The 24767-nt window shown below is 58.7% G+C and carries 23 protein-coding genes and 3 pseudogenes; 23 read left to right on the forward strand and 3 right to left on the reverse strand.

Features of this window, described 5'->3' with window-relative positions; genetic code table 11:
* Nucleotides 1-16 precede the first annotated feature (16 nt).
* From R6X40_RS17370 to R6X40_RS17415, 10 genes are read left to right on the forward strand one after another with little or no spacing between them, the layout of a single operon-like run.
* Nucleotides 17-1135: a pilus assembly protein PilZ gene (locus tag R6X40_RS17370; protein WP_318415057.1), complete on the forward strand. Its 1119-nt coding sequence runs from the start codon at nucleotides 17-19 to the stop codon at nucleotides 1133-1135.
* A gap of 59 nt (nucleotides 1136-1194) precedes the next feature.
* Nucleotides 1195-2607: a mannose-1-phosphate guanylyltransferase gene (locus tag R6X40_RS17375; RefSeq protein WP_318415058.1), complete on the forward strand. Its 1413-nt coding sequence runs from the start codon at nucleotides 1195-1197 to the stop codon at nucleotides 2605-2607.
* A 9-nt stretch (nucleotides 2608-2616) separates the two neighbouring features.
* A complete protein-coding gene (locus R6X40_RS17380; RefSeq protein WP_318415059.1) occupies nucleotides 2617-4131 on the forward strand; it encodes a right-handed parallel beta-helix repeat-containing protein in 1515 nt (504 codons plus the stop codon).
* 5 nt (nucleotides 4132-4136) lie between these two features.
* The gene (locus tag R6X40_RS17385; RefSeq protein WP_318415060.1) at nucleotides 4137-5585 is read left to right on the forward strand and encodes an MBOAT family protein; all 1449 of its coding nucleotides are present in this window, start codon (nucleotides 4137-4139) and stop codon (nucleotides 5583-5585) included.
* A 13-nt stretch (nucleotides 5586-5598) separates the two neighbouring features.
* The gene (locus R6X40_RS17390) at nucleotides 5599-6744 is read left to right on the forward strand and encodes an alginate O-acetyltransferase (RefSeq protein WP_318415061.1); all 1146 of its coding nucleotides are present in this window, start codon (nucleotides 5599-5601) and stop codon (nucleotides 6742-6744) included.
* Entirely contained in the window at nucleotides 6737-7513 is a 777-nt protein-coding gene (locus R6X40_RS17395) for a hypothetical protein (protein WP_318415062.1), read from the forward strand. Before R6X40_RS17390 ends, R6X40_RS17395 begins: the two co-directional genes overlap by 8 nt.
* Nucleotides 7510-8874, forward strand: coding sequence for an alginate O-acetyltransferase AlgX-related protein (locus R6X40_RS17400; protein ID WP_318415063.1), 1365 nt, complete (start codon nucleotides 7510-7512; stop codon nucleotides 8872-8874). Before R6X40_RS17395 ends, R6X40_RS17400 begins: the two co-directional genes overlap by 4 nt.
* The gene (locus tag R6X40_RS17405; protein ID WP_318415064.1) at nucleotides 8871-9500 is read left to right on the forward strand and encodes an alginate O-acetyltransferase AlgF; all 630 of its coding nucleotides are present in this window, start codon (nucleotides 8871-8873) and stop codon (nucleotides 9498-9500) included. Before R6X40_RS17400 ends, R6X40_RS17405 begins: the two co-directional genes overlap by 4 nt.
* Before the next feature lie 30 nt (nucleotides 9501-9530).
* Nucleotides 9531-12278 (forward strand): tetratricopeptide repeat protein, encoded by a 2748-nt coding sequence (locus tag R6X40_RS17410; protein WP_318415065.1) that lies wholly within the window; start codon nucleotides 9531-9533, stop codon nucleotides 12276-12278.
* Complete coding sequence (locus tag R6X40_RS17415) at nucleotides 12275-13366, forward strand: alginate lyase family protein (RefSeq protein WP_412178403.1); 1092 nt, start codon at nucleotides 12275-12277, stop codon at nucleotides 13364-13366. Before R6X40_RS17410 ends, R6X40_RS17415 begins: the two co-directional genes overlap by 4 nt.
* 16 nt (nucleotides 13367-13382) lie before the next feature.
* Here the strand turns inward: R6X40_RS17415 and R6X40_RS17420 are convergent, their stop codons facing one another.
* On the reverse strand, nucleotides 13383-13631 hold the full coding sequence (locus tag R6X40_RS17420; RefSeq protein ID WP_318415298.1) for a hypothetical protein: 249 nt from the start codon (nucleotides 13629-13631) through the stop codon (nucleotides 13383-13385).
* A 589-nt stretch (nucleotides 13632-14220) separates the two neighbouring features.
* Between R6X40_RS17420 and R6X40_RS17425 the strand changes: the two genes are divergently transcribed.
* From R6X40_RS17425 to R6X40_RS17440, 4 genes and pseudogenes are all read left to right on the forward strand, one after another.
* A complete protein-coding gene (locus tag R6X40_RS17425) occupies nucleotides 14221-14400 on the forward strand; it encodes a hypothetical protein (protein WP_318415067.1) in 180 nt (59 codons plus the stop codon).
* Nucleotides 14401-14572: 172 nt separating this feature from the next.
* The gene (locus tag R6X40_RS17430) at nucleotides 14573-15508 is read left to right on the forward strand and encodes a DUF3991 and toprim domain-containing protein (RefSeq protein ID WP_318415068.1); all 936 of its coding nucleotides are present in this window, start codon (nucleotides 14573-14575) and stop codon (nucleotides 15506-15508) included.
* Nucleotides 15509-15637: 129 nt separating this feature from the next.
* Nucleotides 15638-16236, forward strand: a pseudogene (locus R6X40_RS17435) (DUF1419 domain-containing protein).
* Nucleotides 16237-16328: 92 nt separating this feature from the next.
* Nucleotides 16329-16853 (forward strand): acyloxyacyl hydrolase, encoded by a 525-nt coding sequence (locus tag R6X40_RS17440; RefSeq protein WP_318415299.1) that lies wholly within the window; start codon nucleotides 16329-16331, stop codon nucleotides 16851-16853.
* Nucleotides 16854-16873: 20 nt separating this feature from the next.
* Here the strand turns inward: R6X40_RS17440 and R6X40_RS17445 are convergent, their stop codons facing one another.
* Complete coding sequence (locus R6X40_RS17445) at nucleotides 16874-17056, reverse strand: DUF3606 domain-containing protein (protein ID WP_318415069.1); 183 nt, start codon at nucleotides 17054-17056, stop codon at nucleotides 16874-16876.
* A gap of 554 nt (nucleotides 17057-17610) precedes the next feature.
* Here R6X40_RS17445 and R6X40_RS17450 point away from each other — a divergent pair.
* From R6X40_RS17450 to R6X40_RS17485, 9 genes and pseudogenes are all read left to right on the forward strand, one after another.
* Nucleotides 17611-17808: a hypothetical protein gene (locus R6X40_RS17450; RefSeq protein WP_318415070.1), complete on the forward strand. Its 198-nt coding sequence runs from the start codon at nucleotides 17611-17613 to the stop codon at nucleotides 17806-17808.
* 39 nt (nucleotides 17809-17847) lie between these two features.
* Nucleotides 17848-18471 carry a plasmid pRiA4b ORF-3 family protein gene (locus R6X40_RS17455; RefSeq protein ID WP_412178404.1) on the forward strand — a complete coding sequence of 208 codons (624 nt, stop codon included), beginning with the start codon at nucleotides 17848-17850 and terminating at the stop codon, nucleotides 18469-18471.
* Between the two features lie 117 nt (nucleotides 18472-18588).
* Nucleotides 18589-18942, forward strand: a complete 354-nt coding sequence (locus tag R6X40_RS17460) for a hypothetical protein (RefSeq protein ID WP_318415071.1) — start codon at nucleotides 18589-18591, stop codon at nucleotides 18940-18942.
* Between the two features lie 162 nt (nucleotides 18943-19104).
* Nucleotides 19105-19242, forward strand: a pseudogene (locus tag R6X40_RS31620) (DUF7007 domain-containing protein); the annotation flags it as partial.
* Between the two features lie 344 nt (nucleotides 19243-19586).
* Nucleotides 19587-20171 (forward strand): hypothetical protein, encoded by a 585-nt coding sequence (locus tag R6X40_RS17465; protein ID WP_318415072.1) that lies wholly within the window; start codon nucleotides 19587-19589, stop codon nucleotides 20169-20171.
* 305 nt (nucleotides 20172-20476) lie between these two features.
* Nucleotides 20477-21412 (forward strand): ArdC family protein, encoded by a 936-nt coding sequence (locus R6X40_RS17470; RefSeq protein WP_318415073.1) that lies wholly within the window; start codon nucleotides 20477-20479, stop codon nucleotides 21410-21412.
* A 480-nt stretch (nucleotides 21413-21892) separates the two neighbouring features.
* A pseudogene (locus tag R6X40_RS17475) lies at nucleotides 21893-23041 on the forward strand (IS110 family transposase).
* Between the two features lie 556 nt (nucleotides 23042-23597).
* Complete coding sequence (locus R6X40_RS17480; RefSeq protein ID WP_318415074.1) at nucleotides 23598-23921, forward strand: DUF736 domain-containing protein; 324 nt, start codon at nucleotides 23598-23600, stop codon at nucleotides 23919-23921.
* A gap of 133 nt (nucleotides 23922-24054) precedes the next feature.
* A complete protein-coding gene (locus R6X40_RS17485; RefSeq protein WP_318415075.1) occupies nucleotides 24055-24366 on the forward strand; it encodes a DUF736 domain-containing protein in 312 nt (103 codons plus the stop codon).
* A gap of 47 nt (nucleotides 24367-24413) precedes the next feature.
* Here R6X40_RS17485 and R6X40_RS17490 read toward each other — a convergent pair whose 3' ends face one another.
* The gene (locus R6X40_RS17490; protein ID WP_318415076.1) at nucleotides 24414-24707 is read right to left on the reverse strand and encodes an HU family DNA-binding protein; all 294 of its coding nucleotides are present in this window, start codon (nucleotides 24705-24707) and stop codon (nucleotides 24414-24416) included.
* Nucleotides 24708-24767 lie beyond the last annotated feature (60 nt).

The raw sequence follows: 24767 nt of genomic DNA on the forward strand, positions 1-24767 counted from the left end.
TTTGAAGGATTGTACCATGGACATCGAGAAAAAAGCCTCCCGGGACAATGCCGCTCAAGCCTTTGACGGCCAGCCGGAAGTCTGGACAGCGCTGCTGGACACCGGCACGGAGCATCCAAAAACCAACATTCCCTTCGCGGCCATCATCGACGGCCGGCATTTCAGCGGGCTCAGCCTTTCGCTCGTGTCCGCCGTCGTCTCCGGCCTTTCCGGTCCCGACCTGCAGGGCAAGCAACGCATCGCCGTGCTGCGGTTCGATTTCGACGGCTACACTATCTCATTGCAGGTGAATGTCGGCATCAGCCGCACGGATGCCGAGACCGGACAGCTTGTTCTCGATTTCATCGAGCCGACCGGCGAACATCTTCCGACCCTGCGCTACCTTCTGAACGCCTACATCGCGGGTGATATCACCTCGCTGGACGGGATTATCAGCCTGAGGGACAAGGCAGGTGTCGCGAACGCTAGGAAGCAGAGCGGTGAAAAAACGCTGGGCAGCTATTTCGCCAATGCGGTGCGGCTGACCGCCACGGCCATACTCAGTATCGGGCTTGCCGCGTTGGCACTCGACCTCGTTTACGAGCGAATCTTCTCCAAGGAAGTCCAGCAACTGGCTGTGCTGTCGGCCGGCGGGCAGCCGTTGCGCGCCATCGCCAACGGCCAGATTTCCTATCTCAACACCAAAGCAGCCAAGGGAGACGTGGTCTACACGATCCAGGCGGTCTCGGGCGATACGCTCAGCATCAACATGCCCTGCGACTGCAAGATCCTGCTCGGCGCCATCACCGAAGGCGCAACCGTGCTGGCTGGCGATACCGTCGCCGAGGCCGTCGCGCTAAACGCCACGCCTGTCGTCCTTGCCGCGGTCAGCGCCGAACAGTCCAAGCTTTTGGTTGGTGGCGATGTCGCCGAACTTCGCTTTCAGGACGGCAGCCTGGCCTATGCCAACCTCGCAACCGGCTCACAATCATTGGTTCCTTCCGGCAATGGCGAGGTGCAAACGGTTCTCGCCCCGACCTCGCCGGTCAACCAGGAAGCGATCGGCACTCCCGTTTCAGTCCGCATTATCAACGCTCGTATTTTCGCGCTTCGCCAGAAGCTCGGCCAGATGTTTTCAGAAGTCACGAATAGCTGACGATCGGCGGCGGGGGACAATCGCCGCGCGGTCACAGACATAGATTTAAAGGAGCAGGCATGCAGAACGTTCATCCCCTCATCTTATGTGGCGGTATCGGCACCCGCCTTTGGCCGCTTTCGCGCACCGAGCATCCGAAGCAGTTCCAGCGGATCGATGGACATTCCGAGGTCACCTTCTTCCACGCGACCGTCGAGCGTCACCGGGCGGTTGGTTTTGCTGATCCGATCGTCGCCGTGAACAGCGCCCATGTCGCAACGGTGCTTCGCCAGTTGACCGATATCGGTTGCCCGGCCCGCATCATTGCCGAACCGATATCGCGCAACACCGGTCCGGCCGTGCTCGCCACGGCGCTTGTCCTGGCCGCAACGGATCCCGGCGCGCTCATCTGCGTCATTCCTTCCGACCATATCGTCAAGGGTGACCTCGCCGCCAACGTCCTTGCCGCCCGCGAAGCTGCCGAGCAAGGCTATATCGTGCTCTTCGGGGTTCCGCCGGAATATCCGGAAACGGGATACGGCTATATCGTCGACGGTGGCGCGCTCGACACGCTTGGCTGTGCACGCAAGGTCGCCAGCTTCATCGAAAAACCGCCGGTCGAGATCGCGGCCGCCCTCATCGCGGCCGGCGGCGCCTATTGGGCATCGGGCATCAGCTTGTTCCGAGCAGACGTTCTCATTTCCGAATTCCAGCGGCTGGACCCACTGACGTTCGAAGCCGTGAGCATGGCGATCAAACTCGGTTTGCAGACCGAACATGCCCTCTACTTGAATGCCGACGCACTTTATCCGGCAACCAACCTGCCGACCGAATCGATCGTCTTTGAACATTCGCCCCGCACCGTTGTCGCCCCACTGCTCGTCGCCTGGAGCGACGTTGGAGCCTGGAACGCGCTGCATCACATTGCCGAGAAAGACATCGACGGCAATGTCCTGTCCGGCGACGTGATCAGCATCGACAACCGTAACTCCTATATCCGCTCGACGAGTAAACTGGTCGCCGTCGTCGGCATGGACGACGTCGTCGTGGTCGATACCGATGACGCCCTTTTGATCACCACGCGCGCTCGGGCGCAACAGGTCAAACAGATCGTCAAGAAGCTCGAATCGATCCAGCGCAGAGAATTGGCCGAACATGTCCGAAACCAGATGACCTGGGGGGAAGTGCGCCGCGTCCACAGCGGTCCCGGCTACGAATTGCGGATGATAACGCTAAGGGCAGGCACGACCTTGCCGATACTCGAAGACGCAAAACTCCATCGAATGCTAACCGTCGCCGGCGGCACGGGCCTTTTGAAGACGGCGACCACGGCGCGACCACTGCATGTCGGGGAGAGTTTTGAAATTCCAGCGGGCGAGGCCGGCGTTGTGTATTGCGGACCGGGGAGCGAAATGCAGCTCGTTGAAGTGATCTGCACGCAACTCGAGACGACACCCCTGCGCGGCGATAGCCGCCATCTCGTCAACAGCTGAGGCCCGATAATGGTAAAGGGCACCTTCCTCCTGTTATCTGGTCTGCTCGCATTCGCAGCGACGAGCGCGCGGGCCGATGCAATCGATTATGCCGAGCGGGCGGGACTGTCGCGGCAGCTCAGCGGGATCGCCAGCCGTGCCGCAATGCCGCTAGCGCGCATGGAGAGTCTTTCACCGTTCCTGACCGAACGGCTCGCCGGGATCAGGCCATCTGAACCCATCGCAAAGGGACGGGCTGAGGTTGGCAAAACGACAACCAGCGCCACCCTCAACAAGATCCGCGTCGACTTTATGACCACGCAGCTGACGCCGCAACGGGCGGAATTCAATGCCCATCTCGATGAAGCGCTGCCGCCGAATGCCGTTGCCCTGTTCATTCGCGGTGGTCCGATCAGCCTCAGGCAGCTGGCAGAAAAGGCAAGGGCAGACTTTCCGGGCGCATTGGAGATGAACGGCAGCACTTACACCGCGCACTGGCCGATCATTGTGTGGTCCGACGCAGCGCTGACACTGGACGCTGGCGACCGGCTGAACCTGTCGACAGAGGAAGGCGTGTTCATGCTCAACAACGGGCTGTTGAGCGTCAGCGGCGCGACGATTGCCAGTCATGGCGCGCGCAATTCCGGCAGGGCGGATTTCAGGCCGTTTATCGTGACTGCGATGATCGGCGCAATGCAGGCGACGAAGGCACGCTTCAGCGATCTCGGGTTCCCCGGAGCCGACGCCACCAGCGGCATAGCGATCATTGGCGCGGCGCTGTTTCCGGCAAAGTTGCACACCTACTTCATCGACAGCGATTTCAGCAATGTCGGCAGCCTCAACCTGCTTAATACGCGTGATGTCCTTGTCTCCGGCAACCGCTTCGCCGAACCGATAGGGCCGGCCGTCGGCTTGAAGGGGGTTTCGCATGCGCGTATCGTCTCGAACATTGTCACCGGAGCCCGCGAAACGCAGGGCATCAGCCTTGAGAGCGGCACGTCGAACGTCGAAATCGCCAACAATGTCGTGCTCGGCAATCGCGGCATCGGCATATTCCTCGCCAACGGCGTCCGCTCCATTCAGGTTTCAAAGAACCTGGTGGCAGGCAATGGCCGCGGTGGCATTTCGCTCGTCGGCGGCACGTGCGTCGATATCACCGGTAATGTGGTGGTTGAAAACAAACAGGCCGGCATCAAGGTTCGCAACAGCGACGCGGTCATGGTGTCCACCAATCAGCTGATCGGCAATGCCGGTGCCGGGGTTTCGGTCGTCGAACAGGCAGCGACCGCCCGTCTGACAATCGATGGCAACGCGTTCATCACCAACAGATCCGGCGTCTATGGGGGGGCGGCGAGCGCTGTCGCGCTTTATCGCAACGACTTCTCCGGACAATCTCCGATCCTGCTCGACGGCGAATTTGCTGCCGATGTACCAAGATTGCTGCGGACCGCCGCCGGTCAGACCGACACGGCAGCACGCACTCCCCTCATTTTCCACGCGACCGACCAGTCTTCCGTTCGGAACGACTGCCAATCAGGGAGCTGACGCCAATGGTTTTTTCCTCCGAGACATTTCTATTCCTGTTTCTACCGCTGTTTCTGGCGGCCTATTACCTGACGCCGGATCGCCTACGTTCCTGGACAATCATGATCGGGTCCTACATCTTCTACGCGTGGTGGCGCGCGGACTTCCTTCTGCTTTTCATCGCCGTCACAGCCTGGGCATATGGATGCGGCCTGCTGGTGTCGCGGTGGGATGGCCAGCCGCGATCCAGGAACACGATGATCATTGGCATCATTGGCTGCCTGATCGTTCTCGGCATCTTCAAATACCTGAATTTCTTTGTCGACAGCTTTGCAGCCCTGATCGGAACAACACCCGACGAACTGGGTGTGCACTGGCGGATGATCCTACCGATCGGCGTGTCCTTTTATGTGTTTCACGCCATCGGCTACATCGTCGATGTTTATCGCAAGGATACACCGGCGACGCGAAACTTCATCGACTTCGCGGCCTTTATGGCGCTTTTCCCGCACATGATTGCCGGTCCCGTACTGCGGTTTCGCGATCTCACTGATCAGTTCATCTCGCGCGTGCACAGCCTGCCGATCGTCACGTCCGGCTTTTACATCTTTACGATCGGGTTGGCGAAGAAGGTACTGATCGCCGACACGGTAGCGCCGATTGCCGACCAGGTGTTTTCAATGGCAAATCCGACCATGGTCGAGGCATGGCTGGGTGCCATTGCCTACATGCTGCAGCTCTATTTCGATTTCTCGGGCTATTCAGACATGGCGATCGGCCTCGCCCTGATGATGGGATTCCGCTTCAAGCCGAATTTCAACACCCCCTATCTCAGTCTGTCGATCACCGAGTTCTGGCAGCGATGGCACATCAGCCTATCAACCTGGTTGCGCGACTATCTCTACATTCCGCTTGGCGGCAATCGCAAAGGCCCCGCCCGCGTCTATGTCAACCTCTTCCTGGTCATGCTGCTCGGCGGGCTCTGGCACGGCGCCAACTGGACGTATGTTCTGTGGGGGGCATGGCATGGCACTTGGCTTGCCATCGAGCGCTATAGCGGCGTTGGCAAGCGCGCACAAACCCGTGCCCTTGCCTTGCCTGCAACGCTGCTTGTCGTTCTTATCGGCTGGGTGATGTTTCGGGCGACAAACGTCAGCGAGGCGATCACCGTCTATGGCGGCATGGTCGGCCTCAATGGCGTGGCTCCGGGTATCGAGTTCCTGGCAAACGTCACCCGCGAAAACCTCCTTTTCATGGCTCTAGCAATCTTCGCGGTTTTCGCGGAGCCCTATTTCAAAAAGCTGACCGATGCAGAAATCGTCGCCGGTTCGCATAGCCTGTCCATATCTTCGGATGGCACGGCAACAGCCAGCCCGTCGCTTGCCTATCCCATCGCCATGAGCCTTCTATTGGCCGTGACGGTCGCCCGTCTGTCAGAGCAGTCGGTCTCCCCCTTCCTCTACTTTCAGTTCTGACAGGAGCTAAGATATGGCCAATACCCGTACCAATATCGCAACCTTGCTTCTGCCGACGGTGTTCTTCGGTTACGCCATCTACGCCAACTCCGCATTGCTGCTTTCTGCCGACCCCAGGGCCGACATGCTACCAGCCGGGGACTTCTCCTTGTTGAATGTCATCGATGGCGCGACCACCCGCGATCTCGATGCCCTCTACAAGAATGAACTGCCCCATCGTGCCTCGTCGGTCGGGATCGTTGGCAATGCCCGCTATGCCTTGCTTGGTGCCGGCCGAAAAGGCGTTGTGATCGGCGACGATGGCTGGCTCTTCACCGACGAGGAATTCAAGCGCATCAAGGCGTCCGACATCGAGGATGCTGTCGCCAGGATTGGCAAGGTTCGCGAAGAGCTACAAGAACGGGGCATCGAGCTTGTGGTTGTTCCCCTGCCGGCAAAGTCCGACGTCTATGCCGAGCATCTGCCGTCCATGATGAAAACCGAGTATATGGCGCAGGCCTACCGGGACTTTTTCGCCGGGCTGGAAAAATCCGGCATGACCGTGGTTGACACCCGCTCGGCGTTGATCGACGCCAAGACCGGGGGGGATCTGTTCTTGCCCTCCGATACCCATTGGACGCCTGCGGGTGCGAAGGTAACAGCGCAGGCCGTGCAGATGACAGTTGAGCGCGCCGGTCTTGCACTTTCGGCGACGCAGATTTCCGGCGAGCAAGAGGCATCCGTTAATGTCTGGGGCGATCTCACCAAGTTTATCACCTCGCCGGACTATGCTCCTGAGATCGGACTGAAGCCCGAAAACGTAGCGATCTTTCGCACCGTCGCCACGACTGCCGCTGACAGCACCGACATTTTCGGCGGGGATAGTACCGTTCCGGTGATGCTTGTCGGCACAAGCTACAGTGCCAACGAAAACTGGTGCTTTGCCGATTATCTGCGCCAGTCGCTTTCTGTGGACGTTGTTAATGTTGCCAAGGAAGGCCTCGGGCCCGGCGTCCCCATGCTCGAGCTCATCGACAGCGATGTCCTGGACCAGGCGCCGCCGAGCATCATGGTCTGGGAGTTCCCGGTCCGCTATCTCGGCAAGGGTGCGCTGTGGAGGCGCAAGGATAGCGGGGAAACGGGCGGGCATCACACCGGCGCCGGAGAGAGCAATGTTTGAGAGAACGCTCCCCACCCTGATAACAGCCACTGTCGCGGCGATCTTGGCGCTTCAACCCGCATCGATGTCGGCGGCGCCTTTGTCATCGGGCAAGCCATCGGTCAAGCCGGTCCCCATCCAGGCCAGTGTGGCGGCCAAATCCGCGCAATCCGAGTTGCCGACGGAATTGCAAATGGTGCGCAAACGCGTGCTTGCCGGCAAGTCTGTGTCGTATCGTCAGTTGCAGGCTTTGGCGGACCACGGCGACAGTATCGGCGCTTTCCGGATGGGTGAAAGGTTGAACGCCATGAACGATCCGGGACTGGCGACAGATGCGCTGCATTATTTTTCCATCGCCGTCTTTCAGGATCGCGCCTATGCCGTGGGTCAAATGGTGGAGATTTTGTCCAGAACCGACGTGAAAATTGCACCGGCCCACCTCACGCAGGCCGAACTCGCACTTGAAACACAAGTCCGGCGCGGAAACGAAAAAGCAATCGAGGCGCTGATCCGCTTTTACATAGAAGGCCGGCCTTTCGGCACGAAACGGGACCAGCTGGAAACTCTGTTAAACGCCGGCGGCGGCGGCAAGAATGCGGAAGCAGCGTTTCGGATGGCCGTGATGCTTCTGTCTGGGTCCGATAGAACACCGGACAAGGAGCAACAGGCAGAACGTTATCTGAAAATCGCAAATGAGAACGGAAGCATCGGCATCCGGGCCTCTGCGAGCAGCTTGCTGGCCACCATCGGCAATACCGAAGCTAAGAGCGAACCAGGGGTAGGACCATGAACAACGGGAAACGATATGGGGTCGCTGTGGCGGTCGCCCTGTGCATCACGGGGAACGCGCGGGCGGCGGTAGCACAAGCGGCGGAAGATTCTCCTTCCGGTTACGGCTGCACCAATATCGAACAAATATCCGAATTGCAGATGATTGAGGGCAGGGGCGGAATGTTCTTTCGTATCCTGGCGGATATCAGGCTCCAGCATGCCTTCACTGATCAGACCATTGATCATATTGCAGCGATGGCAAAGGCCCTTGAAACAAAGGGTACCACGCTGATCTACATGCCGCTGCCAACCAAATCCCAGGCTATGCCCAAACTGGTTCCCGCAAAGGCAGCGCTTTATGGATTCGATGCGGACATCGCAGCCAATGTATATAATGATGTGGTACGACGGCTCAGCGAAAAGGGCGTTGCCGCTGTTGATGTCGCCACACCGATGCGGAAGAACGAGACAAATGCGTTCGGCGAATACGCATTTTTCAAGTCTGATTTCCATTGGACAGCTCATGGCGCAGGCATCGCAGCGCAAGCCGTTGCCGACGTTATAAGGTCGCTCCCGGCCTATTCCGATGTAAACCCCGTTCGCTTCGATATGCTGGAGGTGGCGCCAGAGCCTGAATCATCCAGCATGCGCGAGCTGCTGCAAAAGCACTGTGTCTCCAACCTGCCCGCAGTGGCCGCGCATAGTTATGGTGCAGTTCGCCGCGAGGAGGCGAAAACCGGAGAAACCAAATCCCTCGACATTTTTGGTGGGAGTGACAATTCCTCAATTGCGCTTATCGGTACAAGCTATTCGGACAAGCCGATCAGCAACTTTGCGGGGTTTCTTGAACATTCAGCCGAGATGCCGGTTGAAAACTATTCTATTTCAGGTGGCAATCAGTTCGGTTCCATCCTGTCTTTCGTGACGTCGCGAGAGTTTCAGCAACAGCGCCCACGATTTCTCGTCTGGGAAAATCCAATCTACAATAATCTCGGCCAGTTCGGGGCGGCGCCCTGGATGGAAATTATGGCCGCGTCCTTGAACGAGTGCAGTGCACCGCTCGCCGCCTCACCGGTCGACGGGAACACGGTCGGCACGGACCTTTCCGGCATCACGTTGAGCGCGAACGACGTCCTGCAAGCGGATTTGGGCGAAGATCTCGGGCGCAAGGCCGTTTTCACCCTCACGGATGGCGATGGCCAGGTCCACCGACGCTCAATAGAGCGCGGCGATCGCCTGAGATCCACGGGGCGCTTCTACTTCTCGCTGGCCGATTTTCAAAACAAAGCCTTCAACAAGGTCGCGGTCTCATTTGATTCACCTGTTGGCGAGCGAACAACCCTGTCCATATGCAAGACAAAATCTGGAGAAGATTCATGACCCCTCGCTTCCCTATGACATGGATAGGCGTTGCTGCGTTGCTCGCAGTCGGACATCCGGCTGTCGCCGATGACGGTGCGCTTTACGCCAAGCCGATCGACCCCAAAGCGGCCTTTGTGCGCGTGATAGCACCGGGCTCCTCCATCGCGTCAGTCAAGAGCAGTTCCTTCAACCAACTGACCGGCGGCGTTTCGCCCTATGTTGCCGTGACGCCGGGTGAGGTGTCTGTTTCATCGAGTTTTGGGCAAGCCAATGTCTCGGCAAAGGCCGGCAAGTTCTATTCCGCAGTCCTGACAGCCACAGGCGAGACCACCGTCGAAGACGATATGACGAAGAACCCGGCAAAGGCGACACTTACGCTCTATAATCTTACAGAAAGGGCGCAACTTGACCTGTTCGTGCCACAGGCAGGCGCCGATGCTGTGTCAGATGTGACAAGGGGGGCATCGAAATCAGTCGCGTTGCGAGCGCCGCTGGATCTTGATCTTGTCGTGCGCGATGGCGAAACGGAACTCGCCAGGATTGGCAAGGTTGAATTTAAGAGGCTGGCTGGCATCGCTGTTGTTGTGACGGAAACCGGCGATACGATTAACGCCATAGCCGTACCGAGCACCATTGCACGCTAACCGCATTTTACGGGATCCCGGAGGTTCGTTATGATCGCAAAGACACTGGCCAGATTGTTGCTTTTGGGAGGAATGCTTGCCGCTACAGCAACACCGGGACGAAGCGAACCGATCGAGGTAGGGTTCATGCCACCGGAGATCGAGATCCCAAAGACAGCCGTATGTGCTCCCCGGATCAGTGACGAAGATGTCATCACCTATTGGAACAACTGGGATCGCAAGGCGCTGCCCAAGCGCAGCACTTATGAGACGATACGCGACATGAACCGGCTGCGTGACATTGGCGCTAAACGGTTTGAGAAGATTATAGGCCGGATGCAGGAGTTGCTGCCAACGATCAAGGCCAACTACACCGACGAGGACGCGCTCTTCGACAAAGTCAAACTCATGTTAGCCTTGGGCCAGAGCGATGAGGTGAGGAAACAAGGGCTTATCCAAAAGCTGCTTGCAAAGAAAGATCTTTCGACGGGCATAGCAAATACCTTGGCGGACTACCTGATCCAAGGCAAAGGCGTTGATCCCGATCGAGAAAATGGTCTCAATCTGAAAATTCACGCAGCGTTTGGGGGCAACACCGATGCGATCCTTGATCTGGCAGGCTTGACGATACGCGGTGAAAAGATTGATCAATGGGATATCGAGCCGGAACTGGCCGTTAACATGGCCTTCGGCTCGCTCGTCGGGGCGCTCGACGAAGGCATCTGCGACCGCGTTGGACGCATTGCGCGCGAATATGACGGTGGCGGCGACATTGTGAAGGCCAATCCTGTCACCAGCTTGGCTTGGTATCGTCTTGCTGCCGACCTTGGTGACAGCTACGCTGCCTGGAAGGTGGCAGAATATAACCTGCTGAGCGAAAAGATCGTCAAGGACAACAAGGTCCTTCTTAAATACCTGACCATGGCTGCCGATGGTGGCAATATGACTGCGATACTGGAACTGGGAAGAACCTATGCAGAAGGTTCGATAGTGGACCAGGACCTAAAGAAGGCTTTCTATTATTATCGCATAGCGGAAAAGGCGGGCAACCAGGTCGGGCTGGTGAGGCAGATTCGGCTGCATGAAAAGATGAAGGACGCTTCACCGGAAGATGCTGCCGCCTATGAAGCGGGTCTGCGAAAAGTGATCGAGCGAAAATCCCCGCCGCCATGGGCGTTCGCGCGGTTGGCGCGGCTTATTCAAATTCGTGACGGCGTATGGCAATCGATGCCAGAGGCCCGGATGCTTCTGGAAAAGGCGGTGGAAAATGGCGACGTCGAAAGCAGGAAGGATTTCGTCGATTTGCTTCTGCGAGAAAGCCCTGATGACGCTGCCTTGATCAAGGCAATCGATCTCCTCACAGACTCGATCGTCAATCATGGCGAAATCAATGCGATAGCGAAGCTCGAACGCATCTACTTGTGCCTCACGCCGAAAGGACCGGAGTTGGCGTCTGCATCCTATTGGTCCCATACGGAAGATACCGCAGGCAACGAAACCCTCGTCCTTAACGCCACCCAGGCCGAACAGCTTTCCGCAGTGCCGGATCCCCTCGTGATAGCCACACTTCAGACCCAGGCGCTCTATGGCCGGGCTAGCGCAATGGCGCTCTACCAAAGATATCTCGAAAGCACCGGCCACTCGGAAGCGGTTTTGAAGTTCTGGCAAGCACGCGCGGAAGGGCAGCCTGGCGCAACGGCTGAAGCAGCGTTGCTTCAGTTTAAGCTGAACCTCGGTAGAGGTCAGCTGGCGCAGGCGAAACAAAGCATTCCGTTGGGCGACGAGCCCATCAGTCCCGATGCCGGCCTAAGCTTTGCGCGTTTCCTTATCGAGAACTATGCCTCTGACAAGCAGAGCCTTGAGCTTGCAGAGCACATTCTTCAACCTCTTGCTGACCAAGGTTTTGGACGGGCCGTCAGCCTTATCGAGGAGATCGAGGCCGCGCAGTCTCATTCCCCATCTTTGACACGTGATGCCTACAGCGAGGCAATGGAACGGCGAGGCGACATGGCGGCCCAGTTGCTCTTGGCTGAAGCCGCGTCTGACGTGGCAAACCGCGACAAATACTACCGGCGGGCGATTGGCTCGCAACGCTGTGATTACGACGATTCCATGTCGCTAGCGGAATTTGCCATACGCAAATATCCTCAAGATGCATCACGCTGGCTGACGATTGCCACGCACATCGCTGCAGATGACCAATGGCGCAAGGTCAAGATTGGTGAACTGTATCTTTCGCTTAACACGCAAGAGTCAGTTAAAACAGCGTTGCATATGTTTGACGAGGCGCGCTCCAAGGGCGAAGCCGCGGCATACTATCGTCTGGTCCGATACTATTCCGACAGCAAAAGCGAAGCCTACAATCCGCGCGCTGCAGGCGACATTTTCGTTGAGCTTTTACAGCGGTCCGATACCGCGGCAATGCCCGAAAAGCTGCTGATGCTGAACAGTGTGAAACCCGAGATTCGACGCCAAGTCAGTTTGAGGGTCGATATCAAAGCACTGTACGAGCGCTCGGCCAACACCGGACAGCCTGTTGCGATGCGAGAACTGGCCAAATTGATGCTGTTGGATTCCAAGGACAGCCGTGCTGCGGGCAAGGCTTTTGTCTGGATGAAACAGGCTGCCCAGGCCGGAGATGCGGAAGCAATGTATCTGCTTTCGCAGTCCTATGCCATTGGGTCAGGTACCAGGCCATCACTGCAGGAGGCGCAGCTATGGATGCGCAAGGCTGCCGAGGCAGGTAATCCCGATGCAGCCCATATGCTTGTGCTTACAGAAGCCGGAACGGGGGGGTGAATTTGTCCGATTTTCTTAAAGGAAAAGGGACTGCCGGATGGGCAGTAACAACTGGTGCGCTCGTGCTTTTTGTCGGAATGACCAACATTGCTTCGGCAAAAGCGAAGTGCCCTGACGTTCCCGATCCGGTCGTCAGTCTCGAATTCGGCAGTCGCTACAAAGCTGATTCAAAGACCCGATCCGACATCGACGCCGAATCCGATGCCGAAGTGACCAGCGTCCTGAAAAGCATTGACCGCTTCATACAAGGGTTGACGCGGCAGATCGGCAAGGCGCAAGCCGAAGACGATCAGAAGAAACAACTTATCATGTCGTCTTGCGTGTTAAATGCCATCCATGCCTGGGCCAAAGCGGATGCACTGAGCGATATGCGCACGGCCAACGCCAAGCTTGCGGTCCCCTCACGAATTGGCGGCATTGCCATCGCGTATGCGGAGACAAGGAGCATGGTCCCGGGTATGGAGGCAGAAAAACAGGCGATCGAAACGTGGCTTCTGGCCCGAGCCAAGGCAACTATGGACTTTTTCGACAACGACGCAACGAAGGGGGCAAGCCGCAATAACTTACGTGCTTGGGCCAGCCTCGGTGTCGGGCAGATTGGCATTCTCTCGAAACAAACCGAGCTCGTCGATTGGTCGATTGATAGTAACCGCACCATGGTCACGGGCTCAGCCGCAGATGGTAGCATCCCACTTGAGATGAGGCGTAAAAAATATGCCCTGCACTATCAATTGCACGCGTTGACGCCGCTCGTCACTTCAATCGCCATGATATGCGATGCAGGCTATGGCAATGGACAGGCGGATCTCGAACGGCTGAAGATCATCGCAGGCTTTTCACTTAATGGCGTGAGAAATCCAAAGATTGTGGAGGCTATTGCCGGAGAAGCCCAAACGGTAGAGCCAGGTTTGAAAGCGAACACGGAATCTCTGGCTTGGCTCGAGCCGTATGCCAGTCTAACGGGCGAGAAAGATGTAAACGCCGCGCTGTTGGAAATCCGGCCGCTGTTGAATTCCAAGCTCGGAGGAGATGTCACTCGCATCTATGGCAATCGCCATATTGACTGCGAGACGCGTACCATCCGCTGAATCAAGAGAAGGTCAGTCAGGTCGAGGTAAGGCGTATGGGATGGCCAATCAAGGGAATATCATTCGTAGCCGGCTGGCGGCGTTCGCTGTTCCACTCTGCAACTTCGATTGCCACGAGCGATCTCACGGAACCAAGCAACACGTCCCGCCCATGCGTACCGGCAAGCGCCAACTTTAGACGACCGGCAAGGTCGTCTGCGTCGATTTTAAAAGACTGCGTCACCTTATCATGTTCCTCCGGCACCCCTATTTGGCCAAGAACCATCAAGCCTTCATTCCCATATAATACTCGAATGCTATGAAACACTTAAAAATGGCCATGAGTGGACGGATTTCATGAAAATCGTGGCGAGGGCCTCAATCGCGTGAGTCTGCGGCGGCCCGTTGAAGCTGTGTGACGGATAGGGAGCTGAGATCGCTCCTCGTCTTTGAAGCGAGGGAACGCCGTTCGCGGGCTCAGCAAGTATCATCCCGCGGGCTTTCATCACGCAAGCACGTCTCGGCGCAGCAGCGATCCAGATGCGATTTTGGCAATCCGGCTGTCATAGGCAAGGCAGTACAGAGCCCGATTGCTATCCGGAGATTTTAGCGCACCAGCTAATCGGCTGATCGGCTGATCGGATGGGTGGACAGTAATTTCCACCGAGCCCGAGCACGCTCCATCCATGGGTCTTGCCAATCCCGCTCTCTTGTCTGGCATCCCTAATCCAGTCCCGCCCTTCGACGGTCAACCCGCAAGGGGTTCGCAGCGCCTGCGACCTCTGCGGCTGCGCCTCAGAGGTGACCGCGGTCGTGACCGGCTCACTCGGGCGCCATCGAGCGGGGATTGGCCCCGCCAATGGATGGAGCCTTACATGTCGGATCTCAGCCTTGCACAAAACCACGCATTCGATCTTGCCCGGACCCTGATGGTCCCGGTCACGCTCTTTGAAATCGATGGCGAGATCGGCGTCATGCTTTCCGCCGAGTATGATGGCGATGAAGACGCCATCATCACCATTTATGATCCCTTTGCTTACGGGTCGGCTCATTGAGCCGACCACCCCTTCGGGGATGGCGTGCCGCTTGCGCTGATGCACGCGCAAGGGAGGCTTTGCCGCGCTCTTGTCCCGCAGATCTGCAGGTTGCGAACCGCGCCCTTGCGCGCTTCCATCTTCGCGCCTGGGCGCCGGAAGCTGGAATAATCAGGACAACAGAGGAAGCGTGATGGAGAAGAGCGACATCGAGGACTTGCGCGCACGCGTCGGCTGCGCCGCAGTGCTGGAGCACGAGGGTTTCGCCATAGACCTGAAAGAAAGCACCAGGCGCGCCGTCAAATTCCGGCGCGCCGATGAGATTGTCATCGTGATCCATGCCGACAAGGGCTGGTTTGACGCGCGCTCCGATGCCAAGGGCGATGTCTTCGCGCTCGCAAGCTACCTGCTTGGCGTCGGCTTCACCGACGCGCTAGCAGCGGTTGGTGATCTGGTGGCGTTCCAGCCCAAGACACCCTCCTGGAAGGGACCGGCCGGCCGGCCAAGGGAAACGGGCTCTGTCAGTGACCGTTGGGCCTATCGAAGATCCCCATGGCGGACATCTGCGACCTGGACCTATCTCCGGCAGTGCAGGGGGCTGCCATGGCAGGTCGTCTCTGCGGCAATCGAAGCCGGCATTTTGCGGGAAGGGCCGTTCGGCTCGATGTGGGCAAAGCATGTCGATGAAACTGGTAGCGTTATCGGCTGGGAGGAACGAGGGCCGGAATGGCGCGGGTTTTCGACCGGTGGCGCGAAATCGCTGTTCCGCTTCGGCAAGGTCAACGCTCGCCGGATCTGCGTGACGGAGGCCGCTATCGATGCCCTCAGTCTGGCGGCGATCGAGGCGATAAGGCTTGACACGCTCTATGTCAGCACCGGAGGCGGCTGGTCGCCGCTGACCGCGCAGGCACTGGCGATCCTGGCAGCACGAGAGAACGCACATCTTGTCGCAGCCACCGACAACGATGTCCAAGGAGAGGTGTTTGCCGATCGAATCCGGCAGATGGCCGCGCTCGCGGGTTGCGACTTCTCGCGGCTGAGGCCGCGATGCGAGGACTGGAATGAGGCATTGAAGGCGATGAGGGAGAAAGGAGCGCTGCTGCATACGCGGACAGCGCATCAACGGTGAAGGTGCCGGCCGCCAGATGGCGGCTTGACCAGCTGCCCGCGACGCGCCGGCCGAGGAGGGGTATTCGGTGGACTGAAGGAGAGGGCAAAACGGCTTCGGCCTCAGTCGCAACCCACATAGGAGCCGCAGATGTTCAATCCTCCCCCCATCCGAAAGGTGTTCGAAGGTGGCACCAGGCGCCACAAGATTTACGCCCTGTTCAATCGCCAAAGCCAGTCGCCGTTCGATGATGATCGCATGAACGGCACCCGATACCTCGGCGAAAGGTTCGAGATTCTGGACGCTGACCACGACCATATGTTCGAGATCCTAGCCCCGTTGTTTACCGCGGTGACATGTTCGCCATGCGCGCCTTTCTGGCGGCCAGCCTCACCCGTGTCCTCTTCAATCTCAAGATCGATGACCGCACCCGCTGGTGCACGGCTATCGCGATCTCGGCGACAAGAAATCCCCCGATCGCATGCGCCGGGATCATCGCTCGTCAACCGCGACCGGTGCGGGTCATGGCCCGTCTGGACAAGCGCGACCACATCTGGAGCGTCACGAGAGCGGATTTCCGCAAGTACAACGACTTGGAGACGTCCAGCTACGCAAGCGCCAGATCGTTCTCGTCGTCCCGGCCGCCCCAGGGCAAAGTCTGGAACCTGTTCGATGATGGCTTGACGAAAGTTCCATCTTACCAGGATCTCATCAGGTGGCCTGGAACAAGCGGATCTCCGCGCGAATAGCTTTCTCAGCCCGCGAGAACTGATGGACAGGTTGAAGACGGGATGTAATTCTTTCAAGATTGATTCGAGGAGGTTCGATGCTTCGCCAAGTAATGTCGACTGTGGCTGCCTTCGGCTACTTTTCGTGGCTACTGCCAGCGTCTGCAGGGGAGATCTTTGATGAGGTTCGCTTTGGTGCGAACTCTTCAATAGAAAGCGCAAGATCAAGCGATCACGGGCCAATTGGATCAGCTGAAATCTACCTCGCACCTTTCTCCTCATCTCGAACAGGCGTGGCCAAAATCCTATTGGAGCCCCGGATACAAGTTGGTGTCTCTGGTGGATCTGGCGCGACGGATCAAGTCTACACTGGCCTGAACTGGCATGTGCCCCTTACTGAAACCGTATTCGCTGAGTTTGGAGCGGGTGGCACGGTGCACAATGGTAACCTAGACAGCGGGTCAGGTCCTCGCCTCGGGTGTCGCCTGTTGTTCAGGGAGCACGCCGCACTCGGCGTGAAGGTCACCGACACCGTCAATGTCTTGGCAACTGTCGATCATTCCTCGAACGCCAATCTTTGCGATGGCCCCAACGATGGGCTGACACACGCTGGGTTGGCGCTGGGTCTCACGTTTTAAACCTGCCGATCCTGAACCTTCTAGTGATGGAACCTTTGGGCCGCCCGATCGGCCGCGTCGCGGTCTGAGCCGTGGGCTTTGATGAGACGCATTGCATCCTTCAAGGAAAGCCCATGTTTTTGTGCAAAGTACGCGACATCGTAGCTTCCACGCGGCGATAAAGGCTTCTTTTCGAGTGCGGGTCTGACTTTGGGGTTGGACATATCTGTTCTCCTTACAGATACGAAACGACGTCGGGCACTCTCCAGTTCCCATGGCACGATTGAGACGCCCTTGGGCAAAGGACCATGTTTTCCACAGCGATCAGGCTACGTCAGAAGACGTAGTGCAGTGCAGCAGTTCGGGAACGGTACCGTAATCGTTCCCGCGGCGTTCCGGGTTGGCTTAGGGTTCACTCATTTTCGGCCTGTCAAGTCAGTGGACGACCATTTCAGCCGCGTCGACCTTCCCTAGTCGGGGGCGCGTTTCGGGAGGGCCAGAGGAAGACCTTGTGACCCGAAGGGGGGAAAGAGCAGTTCACTTGTCGTGTTGCCCACACACCCGGACCTGCAAAAAGGGGCCTAACGTATGACCATTGCTACGCTCTCCCGCGAAGCACGTTTTGCCGCAACGCCATCTGCACCAACCATCGCCCGATGATCGAGGAACTACGCCGCACCAGCGAGCGTAAGATCATCCCCGAAAAGCTGGCAGCCTGGGAAGACAAACCGCCCAGCAGCGCGCGCTGATTCAGGACTTGCAGATCAAGGAACGACGCATGGTGACGGAAAACGCCGTCCTGCTGAAGCGCATCCTCGAAGTCGAGACAGAGGTCGAGTGCCAGAAGCGTTTTAACACGCGCCTGATTGCCGAAAGCGATCGCGGCGCAAAGCCCGTTTCGCTTCCGCAAAAAACCAAAATCCTGATCTCGTCGACGGCACCTCTTCGGACCGAGATACTAAAAATTGGTGACTGATCCATTGCCTGCAGCCACTGCGCCCGGCATGATCGGCTTATGTTTGACCCAGACAACATCATTGTGCGAGCCGAGGTTCGTATCCTCGACATCGAACCTGAGATCAGCCGTATTCTCGAGCTGCCAATCTCCCTTAACCTCGCTGAACTTCACGAAGTTCTGCAGGCTGCCTTCGGCTGGACTGACAGTCATCTGCACCAGTTCAACATCGGCGGTTTGATTTACGGTGCGTCGGAGTTCGATGAGGATGGTATGTTCGACAGCAAGATCTTCGAGGCAACCCAGGTCAGAATGATCGACCTCCACTTTCCGTACACCCGTGACGAAAGCGATCTGACAATCCTCTACGAATACGATTTCGGCGATAATTGGCGTCATCTCCTGCGTTTGGAGCGTGTCGCCGGCGAGGATGGTGTGAAATATCCCCGCTGTATCGCCGGCAAACGGTCAGCACCTCCCGAAGATGTTGGGGGCACTTCAGGTTATGCCGACTTCCTCGACGCCTGGCTCGATCCCGAGCAGGAGGAACACAAAGACATGCGGCGATGGGTCGGCCGCAAGTTCCAACCGGAAACCTGCGATCTCGATCAAATCAACAAAGCAATCGCCACGGCCATGCGCAAATCAAAAGGTGACTACCGGTTCCGCCGCGAAAGTGCGTGATCGACGGTCCTGAGAGGACTGTGAGGCCAAAGATACACTCGAAATACCGGTCAGGGCTGAAAAGGCTTCATAATAGCATCATTCGGCCAACGCGCTGGAGACCGCCGCAAAAGCGGCGTGGGTGCCTGGCCGGAGCAAGGTGAAGGACAAGCGCGTTGCACTGGTCGAGCATTTTGCCGAGGGCAGGCTGATCCATCCTCCAGCGAACGTGGCCCATCCGCTGACCAGATCGGCGAGTGGTGGGCGGAATATGCCGCGCTATCATCCGATGGAGACGTTGCTAGTGACACCCAGGCAATCGTCAACGGCATTCCGGCCGCTCCTGAGGAAGCCAATATCCGCCAGGCAAACCGGGCCGATTACGAAATTGTCGATGAGAATTTCCGTAACGCCGCGGAGGTGCACCACAATCAGACCCTTCGAGAATCCGTCGTCGGCCATCTGCCGGCGGCGTTTCCATGTCCCTTGTGAGAAAGGACGTCGTCATGACCGAGATCCAAGAGACCGATGGTGCCACGCAAGCGGAGCATGAACGCGAATTGTTCGCTCTCAATCGCCCACCCGTTCCATCAGATATCTCGACGACGTGGGGTGGGCTCAGGCATCGACCCGGTTTGACGCGACGTCACTTTTGCTTCAACGGCCATCCATGGCGGTTTCCATCCCGACGCCGCGGCCAATGCTGTCCTGCCCGCGCCCTATCGCAACAGCAACGGTTGGTACGAAGCGGCATTGGTCAGGCTGTTGAGGCAGACGCCAGCGGCGCCATGATGTAATCCTTCTGGCGATTGCCGGAGGCGATGAAATCCTGATGTTCCGCCGGCAAATCCCCTCGGTTTTGCTCCGGTCTGACATGGTCGCGTCCCGCGCCAAGGCCGCTGTGCGCCGCGGTGCGGCAGGATCATCGCGCCGGCGCCAAGGCAGGGCCGCGTGTGTCGCAAACCACGCTCGTGGCCCGCGCCATCCGCAACCCGGCCTCGCTGGTCTTTGCGGTGACCTGACCTTGGCTCGAACCGCTACCGCCCATGTCCTTTTGACCGCACCCGAGGGGATGAGCCGGATGAACAATCGGCCCCCCGGGCTTTGCTGAAACATCGCTTCAAGAGGATCACATCATGGCACCGCTCAACCGTTCCACTCCTAAAAACCAGCCAACAAAGCCCCAGCGCGCCACTACACTCGAAATGGTCAGGCACGCCTGCCCGGACACCACCCAGGCACTGCGCATCTCCGAGAGCTTTGGCTTGGCCCTCGTCGATAGCGACGGCATCCGCGCGCTCCATCGCCAGCAACTGATCGACAGCGCTGAAGCGCTGACGGACGGCCTTGGCGAAAAGGCCATGCAGATCCATATGCAGCGCATCGTCGGATCCTTCGTCGGCTCCGCCTATGGCGCAGGCCAATTCTATTCCCGCTCTGTCACCGAGGCCCGGGACCTCACCACGAAGCTCTCCAACGATTTCCGGGACGAGGACCGCGACGGTCCTGTCGGCTTCGACAGTCGGGCGCAGCGCAAGCGCGAGTTTGCCGCCGACATGGGCCTGCAGGCCCACGTGCTGCGCATGGCAGCCGAAGGAACAGTGGCTGCCTACGAAGACATCATCGGCGAGGCCTGGAAGCCATACGCCCGCACGGTTGAACAATCCGTCACTTCCGTCGACCAGAAGGCTGCGACCGCACAGATGGCAGCGTTCGAATAGATCGCAATCGCGGGGCCTTGGCCCCGCTTTTTCTTGTTCCACATGAGATGGCCGGCGCTGCTGGGCGCCGGCTTTTGTTGTGTCGGTGCTGACCCGCGCCCATGCGGTCCGTCCCGGATCGCGGTCTAGCTTAGGCCGAATCGGGGCCGGTGCAACGGCAAGCCGTCCTCCACTCCGTTTCGGCCCGGATCGCACATCCCGATATCACCCATGACGCCATCCGGGTGCGCCGCCTCCGGCCTTGCGCTCTTCAACCGCCGTGACGGATCGCGATGGGCGCGGTTCTCAAGACCGAGGAGAAGAGCATGAGACACGAAAATAAGATCAACGGTTCAGGCAATCGCGTCGATATATATACAAAGATCACGGGCCGGATTATTGCGGCATTGGAGGACGGCGTGCGGCCCTGGGTCCAGCCCTGGAGCACTGGACATCTCGAGGGCCGCGTCACGCGGCCACTGCGTCACACTGGAGAGCCGTATTCCGGCATCAATGTTCTGCTGCTCTGGAGCGAGTGTGTGTCGCGCGGTTTCCAATCGTCAACCTGGATGACGTTCAGGCAGGCGGCCGAACTGGGTGGCCATGTTCGCAGGGGCGAGAATGGCTCGACCGTCGTCTACGCCAACCGGATCCGCAAGACCGAGACCACTGCGGCTGGCGACGCGGTGGAGCGGGAGATCCCGTTTCTGAAAGCTTACACAGTCTTCAACGTCGAGCAGGTTGACGATCTGCCCGGCGATTATAGGCCGGTTGTTTTCGATAGTCCTGAAAGCACTGTCGCGCGCATCGCTGAAGCCGATGCCTTCTTTGCATCCACCGGCGCCATGATCCGCCATGGCGGCAACAAGGCATTCTACGCGCCCGGCACAGATCACATCCAGATGCCGCCGATCGAGGCATTCCGGGATGTCGAGAGCTATTATGCCACGCTGGCGCATGAGAGTGTCCATTTCACGGGTGCCAAGCACAGGCTTGATCGTGATTTGTCACGCTATTCGAAGGACCGGACCGAGAGGGCGCGCGAGGAACTGATCGCCGAACTTGGCGCGGTTTTTTTGGCAGCCGACCTCGGTATCGTGCCCGAACTCGAGCCCCGTCCTGATCACGCGAGCTATCTTGCATCCTGGTTGTCGGTATTGCACAACGACAAACGCTTCATTTTCCAGGCCGCGGCCCAGGCACAGCGCGCCGTCTCCTACCTGCATGATCTGCAACCACGGGCTGGACGGGTCGCCGCCTGATCCACGGAACTACTGTTACCGCGCGGCCGTCTCGACAGGCGGCCACGCACATGCCGGCGTTGGAAACGAGCGAGGTCTAGCGGCGCAATTCGCACGGACACCAAGCCGGGTCCATCGTGTCGGATCACGTCTAAAGGCTGCACGCCGACGATTGCCAGTGCTGTTCACCCTTCGACGGATCGAGCCAACGCGGTCTCGACGGGGCTTGTCTGACCGAAGACCGCCTCGCACGCTCGGCTCGTCCGGCTGGCGCAACGGCCGGATCGTTTTCTTCCCCTGTGCGCGGAAGCGCCCATTCCTCGCGATGACCAAGAAAGCCTCACCTTTTGGCCGTCCTCCACTGTGTTCCGGCCCTTCGGATGCGGGCCGATCGTCTCCGGTCCTATCGACTGCCATCGAGATCATGAGTAATGGCGGCGATCTGTTCTGATCTGGTTGACGTCAATGCCGTTGCAGAAAGGAGCAGGACGATGTCGCAGGATGGTGTTCATGCAGCAGGGGACTACGCAAAGAGAGCTCGGCGCGATTTTCGCCTCGATCGAGCTAAGCAAAAAAAAACGTGGCTACTAACTTCGATGTCACCCGGGGGTCGGTGAGAAGATGTCTCGCCACATAATTGCCGGTGGCGATATTACCGGCCTTTTTGCCCAACTCGCTATGTTGCGGCGAAGGGTGCTCGACCGAATCGGCTCCGATTATCCGTTCGTCATTATACAGGAGGCCGGCCTCGATGGATTCTGGGTCCACCGCGCGCTAACGGCAGAGGGCTACGAGAGCCATGTCGTTGACGCGGCCTAAATTGCTACACCACGCCGCAGGCGGCGGGTGAAAACCGATAGACCGGATGGTGAATCTCTCATCCGAGCGTTGCTCGCCTTCAAGCGGGGAGAGCCGCGGGTCTGCTCGATGTTGCGCGTGCCGACCCCGGATGAAGAAGATCGCCGTCGCATCCTCCGGGAGCGAAAAGTTCTGATGGAAGAGCGTATTCGACACAGCAACCGTATCAAAGGTCTACTCTTCTCGCAGGGTATCACTGGCTACGATCCCCTGCGACGTGATCGCCGCGAACAGTGGGAGACGCTTCGTACGGGCGATGGGCGGGCTTTGCCGCTACACATGAAGCAGCAGGTCTTGCGTGAGCTGGCCCGCATGGAACTGCTGATCAACCAGATCAAGGAGGTTGAGGCAGAACGCGATGAAATGCTTGCGGAGGAACGGCAGTCGGCTCGCGAAGTGGTATTGCTGTCGAAGGTCGTCGGTATCGGGCCAGAGTTTGCTGCAGTCCTTTGGGCTGAGGGCTTGTTTCGACGGTTCGAAAATCGGCGGCAAGTCGCCGCGTACGCGGGGCTGGCGCCAACGCCTTGGCAGAGCGGATCGATTGACCGGGAGCAAGGGATTGGCAAGTCCGGGAACCCTCGGCTTCGATCGACCCTGTTGGAGATGGGCTGGCTCTGGTTGAGGCATCAGCCAGCATCAACGCTCGCCCGGTGGTTCAATGAACGAGTCGCGCAAAATGGCGGCCGCTTCAAGAAGGTGATGATCACCGCACTGGCGCGCAAGCTGGTTGTGGCGTTGTGGAAATATGCCAGCGCGGGCGTCGTGATCGAGGGCGCGGTGGTCAGACCGTGACCGTTTAAGCGCATACCAGTTCGGCACAGGTCTGATCAGCCTCGCCGGAACCAGCTGGACGACCGCATCGCGGCTTGGCTTCAAATGCCGTCATCGAGAATGGTCTCGTCCTCCTGAGCCCTAGCCGCCGCAGGCGGGATTGTAGTGCGGCCGTTGAAACGGCGACCGGATATGAGGTTGATACGTGCAGGGCGCGGATCAAGAAATGGGCTCAGACCGCAGGTTCTAAAGGCGAATTCGATGCGCAACCGGTGCCGGTTCATGGTTGGAAGATCGTTGTCCAGCATCGTTCTCGTGAGAGACCGGTGTCCGGGAGCAGCCCCATGCGACCTCTCTTCAGGCTGGTCTGACGCCAATCTGTCCTGATCCTGCAACGGCTTCTCCGAACTTCTTCCCCTGCGGCGTCGCCGCATTCCTCGCGAGACAACAAGTTCGGCTTTCGCCGTCCTACGCTTAGCGCTGCGGTCCCTTGGGATGCAGTCGGCCTGATTGGCGCCTCACGACCGCTATCGAGGCCGCAAGGGGCGGCTTCGGCACCCCAGTCAGGAGAACGACAATGGCTACCATCGGAACCTTCCAACAATCCGGCAACGACTTCAGCGGCGAGATCGTCACCCTTTCCCTCCAGACCAGAAACGTGCGCATCGTTTCCGATACGCGCTCCAGCGGCGAAAACGCCCCCAGCCACCGCGTCTTCGTCGGCCGGATCGAAATCGGAGCTGCCTGGTCCAAGCAGTCCAACGAGGGCCGCAACTACCTCGGTCTCAAACTCGACGACCCGAGCTTCACGGCTCCGCTCTACGCAAATCTGGTCGAAGACGAAGATGGCAAGGCCTTCAGCCTTATCTGGTCGCGGCCGAACCGCCGCTCTGGCGACTGACCGCTCTCATTGTGACGCCCCACACGTGGGGCGTCACGAAAACCGCAACCCGCCGCTCGAAACAGCAGCTTGACGAGTGGCTCCTCATATGAGGCCGCAATGGCGCGGCCCGAGAAACAGAAGGACGACAGCAATGGCAACCATAGGCTCTTTCACCACTTCCGAAAACGGCTTTTCCGGCACGATCAAGACCCTCAACCTGAACGTCAAGGCCAAGATCGTCCGCGTCGAACGCTCGTCGGACGACGCCCCAGACTTCCGGGTGCTGGCAGGGACTGTCGAATTCGGGGCCGGGTGGCAGAAGCAGTCTCGCGAAACCGAGCGCGACTACATCTCCGTCAAGCTGGATGACCCGAGCTTCGCAACTCCGATCTACGCAACGCTCACCGAAGTCCAGGGCCAGGAAGGACTGCAACTGATCTGGTCGCGCAACACCCGCCGCTAGCGGCGGAACACAAAGGCCCCGCCCGGTCCGGGCGGGGCCCTCTCGTGTCACTTGTTCAACGAATCCTTCAAGGCCTTGGCAGGCGTGAAGGTCAACTTCTTTGCGGCGGCGACCTTGATGATCGCGCCGGTTGCCGGGTTGCGCGCATCGCGCTCCGGCGTATCCTTGATTTTGAATTTGCCAAATCCTGGCAGGGACGTTTCGGTGCCGGCAAGGGCGGCATCGGTGATCGAGGCGATCACTGCCTCGACAACAGCTTTGCCTTGAGCCTTGGTCAGGCCATGCTCAGTGGCAACCTTGTCGGCGATTTCATTCGTCGTCGTCATGTTTTTGCTCCGCATCGTGGTTGATGTCGAAAACCGTGACAGTCAATCGGGGCGCTGTCATTGACGCGGTGCGGA

The organism is Rhizobium sp. PL01, from assembly GCF_033447125.1.
In the GTDB taxonomy this organism is placed as follows: Bacteria; Pseudomonadota; Alphaproteobacteria; order Rhizobiales; family Rhizobiaceae; genus Pararhizobium.